This is a genomic window from Ensifer sp. SSB1 (genome assembly GCF_016652895.1).
Taxonomy (GTDB): Bacteria; Pseudomonadota; Alphaproteobacteria; order Rhizobiales; family Rhizobiaceae; genus Ensifer.
In genome coordinates this window covers 23230-31374 of the sequence record NZ_JAEPRP010000081.1, presented here as the reverse complement: position 1 = coordinate 31374, position 8145 = coordinate 23230, and the positions used below count along the sequence as shown (strand labels likewise).

At 64.4% G+C, this 8145-nt stretch carries 12 protein-coding genes; 5 read left to right on the top strand and 7 right to left on the bottom strand.

Annotated elements, in window-relative coordinates:
* From I8N66_RS20245 to I8N66_RS37570, 4 genes are all read right to left on the bottom strand, one after another.
* Positions 1 to 429 (bottom strand): hypothetical protein (locus I8N66_RS20245; protein WP_291157047.1); only part of this gene is annotated, 429 nt, incomplete at its 3' end.
* A gap of 102 nt (positions 430 to 531) precedes the next feature.
* Positions 532 to 1212, bottom strand: a complete 681-nt coding sequence (locus I8N66_RS20240; RefSeq protein WP_291157045.1) for a helix-turn-helix domain-containing protein — start codon at positions 1210 to 1212, stop codon at positions 532 to 534.
* Positions 1202 to 1687: a hypothetical protein gene (locus I8N66_RS20235; protein ID WP_162768936.1), complete on the bottom strand. Its 486-nt coding sequence runs from the start codon at positions 1685 to 1687 to the stop codon at positions 1202 to 1204. The genes I8N66_RS20240 and I8N66_RS20235 overlap by 11 nt, the downstream gene beginning before the upstream one ends.
* Positions 1659 to 2435 (bottom strand): hypothetical protein, encoded by a 777-nt coding sequence (locus I8N66_RS37570; RefSeq protein WP_365887568.1) that lies wholly within the window; start codon positions 2433 to 2435, stop codon positions 1659 to 1661. Before I8N66_RS37570 ends, I8N66_RS20235 begins: the two co-directional genes overlap by 29 nt.
* Before the next feature lie 790 nt (positions 2436 to 3225).
* On the opposite strand from I8N66_RS37570, the gene I8N66_RS20225 reads away from it, so the two are divergent.
* Positions 3226 to 3912: a S24 family peptidase gene (locus tag I8N66_RS20225; protein ID WP_291157042.1), complete on the top strand. Its 687-nt coding sequence runs from the start codon at positions 3226 to 3228 to the stop codon at positions 3910 to 3912.
* A 350-nt stretch (positions 3913 to 4262) separates the two neighbouring features.
* Here the strand turns inward: I8N66_RS20225 and I8N66_RS20220 are convergent, their stop codons facing one another.
* Positions 4263 to 4511, bottom strand: coding sequence for a hypothetical protein (locus I8N66_RS20220; protein ID WP_113540523.1), 249 nt, complete (start codon positions 4509 to 4511; stop codon positions 4263 to 4265).
* Positions 4512 to 4759: 248 nt separating this feature from the next.
* Between I8N66_RS20220 and I8N66_RS20215 the strand changes: the two genes are divergently transcribed.
* From I8N66_RS20215 to I8N66_RS20205, 3 genes are all read left to right on the top strand, one after another.
* Entirely contained in the window at positions 4760 to 5185 is a 426-nt protein-coding gene (locus I8N66_RS20215; protein ID WP_291157040.1) for a hypothetical protein, read from the top strand.
* The gene (locus I8N66_RS20210) at positions 5182 to 5373 is read left to right on the top strand and encodes a hypothetical protein (protein WP_162768935.1); all 192 of its coding nucleotides are present in this window, start codon (positions 5182 to 5184) and stop codon (positions 5371 to 5373) included. The genes I8N66_RS20215 and I8N66_RS20210 overlap by 4 nt, the downstream gene beginning before the upstream one ends.
* Before the next feature lie 108 nt (positions 5374 to 5481).
* Positions 5482 to 5886, top strand: a complete 405-nt coding sequence (locus I8N66_RS20205; protein WP_113540520.1) for a hypothetical protein — start codon at positions 5482 to 5484, stop codon at positions 5884 to 5886.
* Between the two features lie 88 nt (positions 5887 to 5974).
* Here the strand turns inward: I8N66_RS20205 and I8N66_RS20200 are convergent, their stop codons facing one another.
* Together I8N66_RS20200 and I8N66_RS20195 are read right to left on the bottom strand one after the other, a co-directional pair.
* Positions 5975 to 6127, bottom strand: a complete 153-nt coding sequence (locus I8N66_RS20200; protein WP_113540560.1) for an entericidin — start codon at positions 6125 to 6127, stop codon at positions 5975 to 5977.
* Between the two features lie 318 nt (positions 6128 to 6445).
* Positions 6446 to 6769: a hypothetical protein gene (locus I8N66_RS20195; protein ID WP_291157036.1), complete on the bottom strand. Its 324-nt coding sequence runs from the start codon at positions 6767 to 6769 to the stop codon at positions 6446 to 6448.
* Between the two features lie 274 nt (positions 6770 to 7043).
* Between I8N66_RS20195 and I8N66_RS20190 the strand changes: the two genes are divergently transcribed.
* Positions 7044 to 8105 (top strand): glycosyltransferase family 2 protein, encoded by a 1062-nt coding sequence (locus tag I8N66_RS20190; RefSeq protein ID WP_291157034.1) that lies wholly within the window; start codon positions 7044 to 7046, stop codon positions 8103 to 8105.
* Positions 8106 to 8145 lie beyond the last annotated feature (40 nt).

Genomic DNA, 8145 nt, shown 5'->3' with positions numbered 1-8145 from the left:
TTCCAGCTCCATCATCCGGTTTGCCGCCTGGCGGGCGCTGCGGGCGCGCTCGGCACTCGTTTCGCCGGCAAAGCCCTTGACGCTGAAAAGCGACTGCGCCCTGACGCTTGGAAAGGGAATGCCGGTGAGGCTGTAATAGCGCGCCATCTGCCGGGCGTACTCTTCGCCGGCCTCGCGCTCATGCGCGGTCAGCTTGCCGTCAAGGAACATGCGGCCGAGCGTGTAGCCGGCAAAGGGGCTCGCAACGTCGACGTCGCGCTTGCCGGAAAAATGCATGCGCTTGCGCGCGTCCAGCGCCACCGAGCGCACCTCCCTTTCGGTCTCGCCGTGCTTGATCTGCCCACCGGGATAGCGTGCCACGTCGGCCTTGCGCGGCCGGCCCGCCCGGCTGGCGCGCTTGATGCGGATGCGTTCTGCCTTGGATGTCATCGTATCGTTTCCTCGTTTCATTGCGGTGCCATCGCTGGCCGCCGGCGCCGCCGGCCCGGCTTTCGCTGGCGCAAAATCAGTCTGAAATTCAAAAGCTTGCCGTCAGCGGCTGGCGCCACAACGGTTCACCGCGTGCAGCACCGACGTATGGTCGCGATGGAAGATGCGGCCGAGCGCCGGCAGCGACAGATCCTTGCGCTCCTCGTAAACCGCCGCCATGCAGCGGTGGCGCGGCTCGACCAGTCGCCGCTCGCGCCCGACGCCGATGATCTCGTCCCAGGTGACGCCGGGATAGGCGGCAAGCACATCCTCGATGATCTCGCGCACCGGCCGCCGGCTGAAGAGATCACCGCCCGCCGCATCCGCAGCACCGCAGATGACCCGCGCCTGCGAGAGAAGCCGAGCCTCGGCATCGGCGAGCGCCAGCTCCAGCTCGGCGATCCGCCTCGTCTGCGTGCGCACCTGAACGGCGACCATGCCCGCCAGATCTTCCAGTGTCGCAACCGGCGCCGCCTCAGCGTCAGCCGCTGCCATCCCGACGGAGCCATCGCTTCGCTGGCCGCGGGGCGCCACCAGCTGCCGCTTTGCCCTGTCTTCCGCCGACATTGGCTCCACCGGGGCGTCTGTACCCAGCTCCGTGCGCGCCGGCCCACCGCGCCGTAACCGCCCGGCGGCCGCCTCACCCGGTGCCACCGGCACGCCAAGCGCCCTTGCTGCAATGCCGTTCGCCATTCCGGCCGCTGAGTGTTCCCCTGTCATGAATTCCGTTGCCTCAGGCTGCATGGTGGTTCTCCCTCGTTGCGAATGCGCTTGCGGTCCTTGCGGCCGCCTTGGCCGCTGCGTGGGTCTGGCGGAAGGCATCCAACCTTGCGCGAACGCGGGCGCGGCTGGCTTCGGAGCGGCCCGTCTCGCGGGGGTTGAGGGCGGCGATCGTCTCGCGCTTGCGGGCGAGCTCGGCTCGCATGCCCAGCGCCTCCGCCTTTGCCAGGGCCGCCAGCACCGGCGGCTTAGGGATCGTGCCCAGCAGCACATTGGCGTTGGCCGCATAGTCGCCGCGGATCAGCTTTTGCGTCGCCGTCGCCAGGCCGCAGGCCGGCACGCCGCAGAGCGCGTAGTGGTAGACGGCAAGGATCTTCTTCGGCTCGATCCCCTGCGGCATGGGCATGCCGGCCGTCTGCATCGCGTCGAGGCTCCGCAGCACCGCCGCCTCGCTCGCCGGCGCCAGCCGTTCAGTGAGCGCGGTAATCTCCCGGTTCAAGGTCGAAAGCCGGGCCTGCGCCGGCAAAGTCATCATTTCCAGAAACGTCATTGTCTCGGGTCCCTTTCAGTTCGTTTTCAATGGCTTGCCTGCATTCCCGCTGATGGCGGGCAAAGGCGGTCTCGTGCGGCGGCGCCTGCTGGCGATGTCCGCGTCGTGGCGGTCCGGCGTCATCCATCTGGCCCACTTTCAGTCGGCCTGCGACGCGGGAAACGCCCGCCCCCTGTGGCCTGCCGGCATTGCGCATCCAGTTCCGCCAGGTGGCCGCCCAGTCGAGCTTGGTGGCATTGCGGCCGGCTTTGGCGGTCCAGTAGTCGCGAAACTTGTCGAATTCGGCTGCCGCCTCGGCCGGGCCGAAGCCGAGCCCGACGGCAAAGTCCCAGTCGGGCTCGAAGGCCGCGGGAAGCCGGCTCGCCCTGCGCCCGCGCTGTGCGGACGGTCCTGCATCGGCTTCCCCCAAGTGCAGGTCGAGTTGCACATCACTCCCGGCCGGAGTCGTGTCGGGAGAGTTAGTTTCTTTAGGGGGTGCGGGGGAGCTTTCTTTATCAGAGAGGACACCGGCCCCTGTCGCCGTGACATCGCGTGACGTCACGCGGGCGCGGCGGCGCTGCTGCCGTTCACGATCGCCGGCCCGGCGCCGCTCGAGCTCCGACTGCTGCCCCGCTTCGGCGGCGCGCACAGCGCAAAGGATCATTTCCGGCGAAGCACCGGATTGAACCAGCGCCTCGACGATCGCGGTGATGCGCATGGCCGCTACTCCCGGCCGAGCCGATATGCGGCGCCGGCCGCGGCCTTGCCGGCCACCGCAACGACAGAGTTGCGGCATGCCAAAGGCGGCAGGAAGCCTGCGTCCCTGCGCGCCCCGGTTCGTCCGCCCCGCTCGCCAGTCCCTTCTATCAGCCTGTCCTGCGCCATGCCTCTTCCCACACCTTCGCCTTTGGCCGCCCCATCTGGCACGGCCACTCCATCGCGCTGTCCGCGCGCCAATTCCGGTTGTCTCCACCCCTGCCGGCAAGCCGCTTCTGTGCCCGCCCTTGATGGGCGGACGGGTCAGGTCCTTCGGTCCCTTCCGCGCATCCGGAAGGAATGCACGCGGGACGACGGGTAGCGCTCGCAAGCCGCGGCCCACTCACAAGGAGCACGGCTGCCTGCTCAGGCGCCGAAACCGCGCGCGCCGCCGACCGCAACCCTTGCCGGTTGCGGAGACAAGACATGCGCCAGTGACGGCTTGCCGACATCGAATAGAAAGCGAGAGGCTCCGGGGAGGAAGCAGACCCTCTCGCCCGCTGCCAGCCCCCACAATCGTTGCCGACCGGAAGACAAGCAGCATTTTCAAAAATGCTCGCCGCATTCGCTGCGGCGATCGATCTCCAGGGCCACAAGCCCGCCTCCAGATGAAGGCGGACGTTGTCGTCCGCATCACCCAGGCGCCAGCAATGCCGGCCGCTGCTGGAAAGTTCGGTGATTTGCACCGCTCATTTCCGTTGACATCCTATTCATAGTAGGATTTCCTACACTCATCAAGAGGAAATTTCCTATTGGACGTAAGAAACGGAATCTGGGATGCCAGTGCCATGGACGAGTTGCGCCGCCTTATCCGGGAAGCAGTCGACGCGAAGAAGACGACCTACAAGGATCTGTCGATCGCGATTGCGAAGAACCACGCCTATATCCAGCAGTTCGTCGAGCGCGAGACGCCGCGGGAGCTGCGCGAGCGCGACGCCCGCACGATCGTCGATCTGATTCAGGGCGCCCCCGCCGCCGGCGAAGCGGCACCCAGGCGCGCGCCCGGCTTCGCGCCGCAGATCGTTCCGGGCGAACAGCTCGTCGGTCATCGCGACCTGCCGATCTTTGCGGCAGCCCAGGGCGGCGACGGCCACGTGATCGTCACTTTCGATGCGGTGGAATATGTGAAGCGCCCCTCGGTGCTCGAGGGCGTCAAGGGCGCCTACGGGATCTACCTCACCGGCAGCTCGATGATCCCGGCCTACGAGCCCGGCGACATGGCCCTCGTCCACCCGCACCTGCCGCCGGCCCGAGACAAGGACGTGGTGCTCTACCACGTGCCGCCCGCCAACGACGCCGAGGCGATCATCAAGCGGCTGGTCTCCTTCAATGACCGCGAATGGACGCTGCGGCAGTACAACCCCTTCCTGGAATTCACCGAGAGCCGGGTCGAGTGGTCCTTCTGTCACCGGGTCGTCGGCAAATACAGCGCCCGCTAAAGCCCGCAAGGAAATTCCGGAAGTATTCCTGTACATTCAACAGGATATACAGGTTCCCTGATTCAATTCGTGCGGCACCACATGGCTGGTTGCGCGCTCAACACAAGAGCGATAGGTGCCGGCTCGCCGGCGATCGCCGCGGAAAATTCGTTTCGACCAAAGGTGGCTCAATTCCGCACCAATGCGCGCCGGCCCTCACACGTATCCCGCAGGAAGCGAAGATCGCGGCGCGTTTTAGAAACGGCTGAGCAAGACTTCTCCTCATGACCGGCAAGCCCTAGCAAGGCAAGCGCCCGAAGTCCCCATACCGCCGCCAGTCGTTCCGCCTGCTGCTTCCTGCATGTCGGCACTCAGGCCGCCATCTCCTCCTCGATCTCCATCGGCAGATCGCCCGACATGAAGAGCACCGTGGCATCCTCGAACTCTCCGGTCGCAAGGTCGCCCGCGCGGCTGAAGGCGACAACACCCACCTTGGTCGCTGCCAGCCTTTCGGCTAGCCGCACCGCATGTTCAGCCCCGGTCGCCTGCACCGGATTGTCGGCAAGCAATGCCCCGCGGCTTCCCAGCGTGAAGCTCTGAACGACGAAATAGGTGATCATCCCATGCTCCTTTTCCGCCACCTGGAATGGCGGCCCCAAGGTGGCGCAATCCAACGAACAAAACAAGAACAAATAATCACCTATCGACAACTGCGCGTCGTCCCGCGCAGAAATTTCCTGCCGGCAGTGCGTTTCCTATTGACCAATAAATAGGAATTTTCCTATATTTCACCAATGACAAAACCGGAGGGACCGATGGCACCCGAAAGGGCACGCCAGCGCGCCCCTCGAACAGGCCGAGGTGAACGATGCCCGACGTGCTGATCGCGGATACCTTGACGGGTGCCACCCCTTTCCTTCGCGGGCGTGAGATCATGCTCGCCGTCATGACGCTTGGCGCCGGCTATTTCTGTGAGGAGACCGAGACCGTCGGCACCACCTACCGCACCGCCGCCGACTGGCTTCGTGTCCACGATGGCGAGCATGTCGTAAAGCTGATCCGCTTCGATCTCCAAGCCCTCCACGGCGAAGATGTGACCGAGACGGTTGCCGACGCCTGGCTCGACGGCTACGACCAGAGCCCCGAGGAAGAGCACAAGCTGCCGGCCTTCGTGCGCACCTCCGATGCCTGGGAGAGATGGTGCGCGGACTTCGGCGCCGACCGCAGCCCCTACAGCCAGGCCGTCCACGGCACCCTCAACCACCACCAGCAGTTCGGTGCGGATCTGCGATGACCATGACGCTCGACAAGTCCGCCCTGTTTGCTGCCATGGAAGCCTTCTGGGATGCCGAAGGCGGCAACGAGCGCGGCGTGGAGGCCGCGATAGCGGCCTATCTGCAGCGCCAGAACCTCACCGCCTTCAACGACATCGCCACGCGCAAGCGCGCCGCCTTGACCGCCGCAACCGCCCGGCGCGTATAAATCCTTTCAAGGGGATAGCGACGGCGCAAAATGCCCAATATTGGCAATCATTATTAATTTGCAAAAATGCTAATAAAGTAAGCGGGGAGCACAACGAGGAGAGATTCGATGCCGCGCCTTGCCCATCTGTACTTCAAGACCGCAATCATCTTCCTGATCATCGGCCTCTGTATCGGCCTGCATATGGCGATCAGCCAGGATCACGCCGCGACACCGGCGCATGCCCATACGAACCTGCTCGGCTGGGTCACGATGGCGATCTTCGGCATCTACTATGCACTCAATCCCGCCAAGGCCGAGCGCCGGCTCGCCCTGATCCAGTATTACGTCTACACGTCCGGCGTCGCCGTGCTGGTGCCCTCGCTTTATCTGATGGTTACCGGCAGGCCCGAGATCGAACCCGTCGTCGCCGCGGCCTCGATCGTCGCCTTCATCGGTGTGCTGCTGTTTGCGGTCGTCATCTTTTCGAGCAGCGAAACGGTCGCTCAACCGAGCGCGCTGCGGCCGCGATAGAGCGCATCCGGGCACCGAGCCCGCCGCGATTGGTGCAGGCAAACGCAGGAAAGGCCGGAACGCCTTTCCTGTTCCGTTTTCGGTCGTCCTACTTTGAGGTCGACTTCAGCACCCGGTGGGTCGCATTGTCGAGTGCGTGGCCGGTCTCGGCACTGTCCTCACGAATGCCGCGCGCCGTGTTACCGCAGGCCGACAGGGCAAGAAGCGACAGGCAGAGGACCACGAGCATCGTCTTCGACATCATCGTCTCCGTCAGTTTCTCCTATCGGAAATGCGGCGGAGCGCCGCAAAGTCAATCGGTCGGCTTACAACAGGAAACGACGAAGACGGCCGCAACACCTAGTGCCCGACGGCCCCGCCTTCTCGGGAATTATTTTGGCAAGCGTACCGGAATCGCCGAATCAGGCCTTCCCCCGGCTGCCTTGCGCGCGTTAGCTTCCGTACCGCGCAGTACGTTCTTTCTGGACTGCGCTTCCCCGCACCCCGAGCCATTTTGGGTGCCTGCTTGCCCCGCCCTCGTGCGGGGCTCTTTCTTTTTCGCCGGGCTTTTTAGTGCGCTTCAGTCGATCTTGAATACGGCGTCGCCGACGAAGACGATCACATACTGCCCGCCTTCGCCCTCGTGCGCCCAGCGCTGCAGCGTCTCCGCATAGGGCGGCTGCTTCCAGATTTCAGAATGGTCCGGATCGACGAGAACCGTGACCTGCGGCCCCTGGCGATAGATCATCATGCGCGAGCGCGCCGGGTCCCAGGCGTCGTCCAGGTCCGCATCCGTGCGCCAGAGACAGAGAAAGTCGCGACAGAGCTGCGGTCGCTGCGCGTAGATCCGGCATCCCTCGCCGTCCACACAATGCCGGCACCAGGCATTTGCCGGTTTCGCCAACGCGTCGATATCGGGTAGCCGGCAACACAGCGTGCAGGTGCCGCAGCCCCGCGCGGCGGGCGGAGTGAATGTCGAAGGGGTCGGATTGCTCATCGGCGAACGCTATATCACGCTGCCCTTACCGAAGGGAACGTGCCGGTGGTGTTCACGCCTTCGCATCGTGCCGAGCCAGGCGATCGGCACCCGAACCCATGGCATTGCGCGATTGCCTCACCTGCGTTCTTGATCTAAGCCCGACCCATATTATGTATGAAAAATACATATCGGAATGGGAATGAAAGACATTACCTATCCTTTCAGGGATCAATCCGACGCCGGGATGATCGCGGACCGAAACGTCTTCGATCGTCTCGCCACCTGGTATGAAACGGCCAAGGCCGAGCGTCACGAGAGGTCGGAAGGCCGCGAGGTGGAGCTGCGCTGTGTCAGTCCTCTCGGTCAGACATCGCTCTATCCCGACGACCTTCCGCTGGTTTTCCTCACGCGCAACGATGCCAGATTGATGCCGGGCTTTCTGGCGCATTACCGGTCGCTGGGCGTTACCCGCTTCATCTGCGTCGACGATGCCTCGACCGACGGTACGCGTGAATATCTGCTGGGTGAGCCCGATGTCGACCTCTGGGCGTCGGCGTTGCGCCACAGGGAAGCCCGCCACGGCCGCCTCTGTCGGGAGGCACTGTTTGCACTCTATGGCGGCGAGCGCTGGTACGTGAACGTCGATTCCGATGAATTCCTGGTCTACGACGATTGCGAGAACCGCACGCTCTGGTCGGTGATCCACGCGCTTGAAGACCTGAAGATCTCGCGGCTGCCGGCACCGATGCTGGACATGTATCCGATCGATCTCGGCGCGGCAGACGTCAACCAGCTGAAAACGCGCGCCCCCTGGGAAGTCGCCGATCATTTCGACAGCCGCGGCTATTCGCTGGCGACCACCACACGCGCCATCACCGTCAAGGGCGGCGCGCGCCACCGCGAGTTCGATTCCGACCTGGAACTGATCAAGTATCCGCTGATCTTCTGGGACGAGGACTGTCGCTTCGGCGCCGGCATCCATCAGCCGCTTCCCTTTCAGCGCAACTTTTCCTCCGTGCTCGGCGCGCTTCTCCACTTCGCGCTCTTCGCCGACTACAAGGAGATCGCCGAAGATGCCACCTCAGGCGGCCCGCATTTCGATGGCTCGGCCGCCAACTCCAGGACGCAGGACACAGGCGGCAGCACGGATCTGCTGCAGCTCTTTACCCACTCCTCGGTGAAATTCGGCGGCTCGAAGCAATTGCTGCGGCTCGGCTTCATCACCCCCGTTCCCAGGCCCACCGCCGGCGGCGAACGCTAGGGCGGCAGCCCCGGCCCGAGCCAGTCCGCATCTCCAGGGA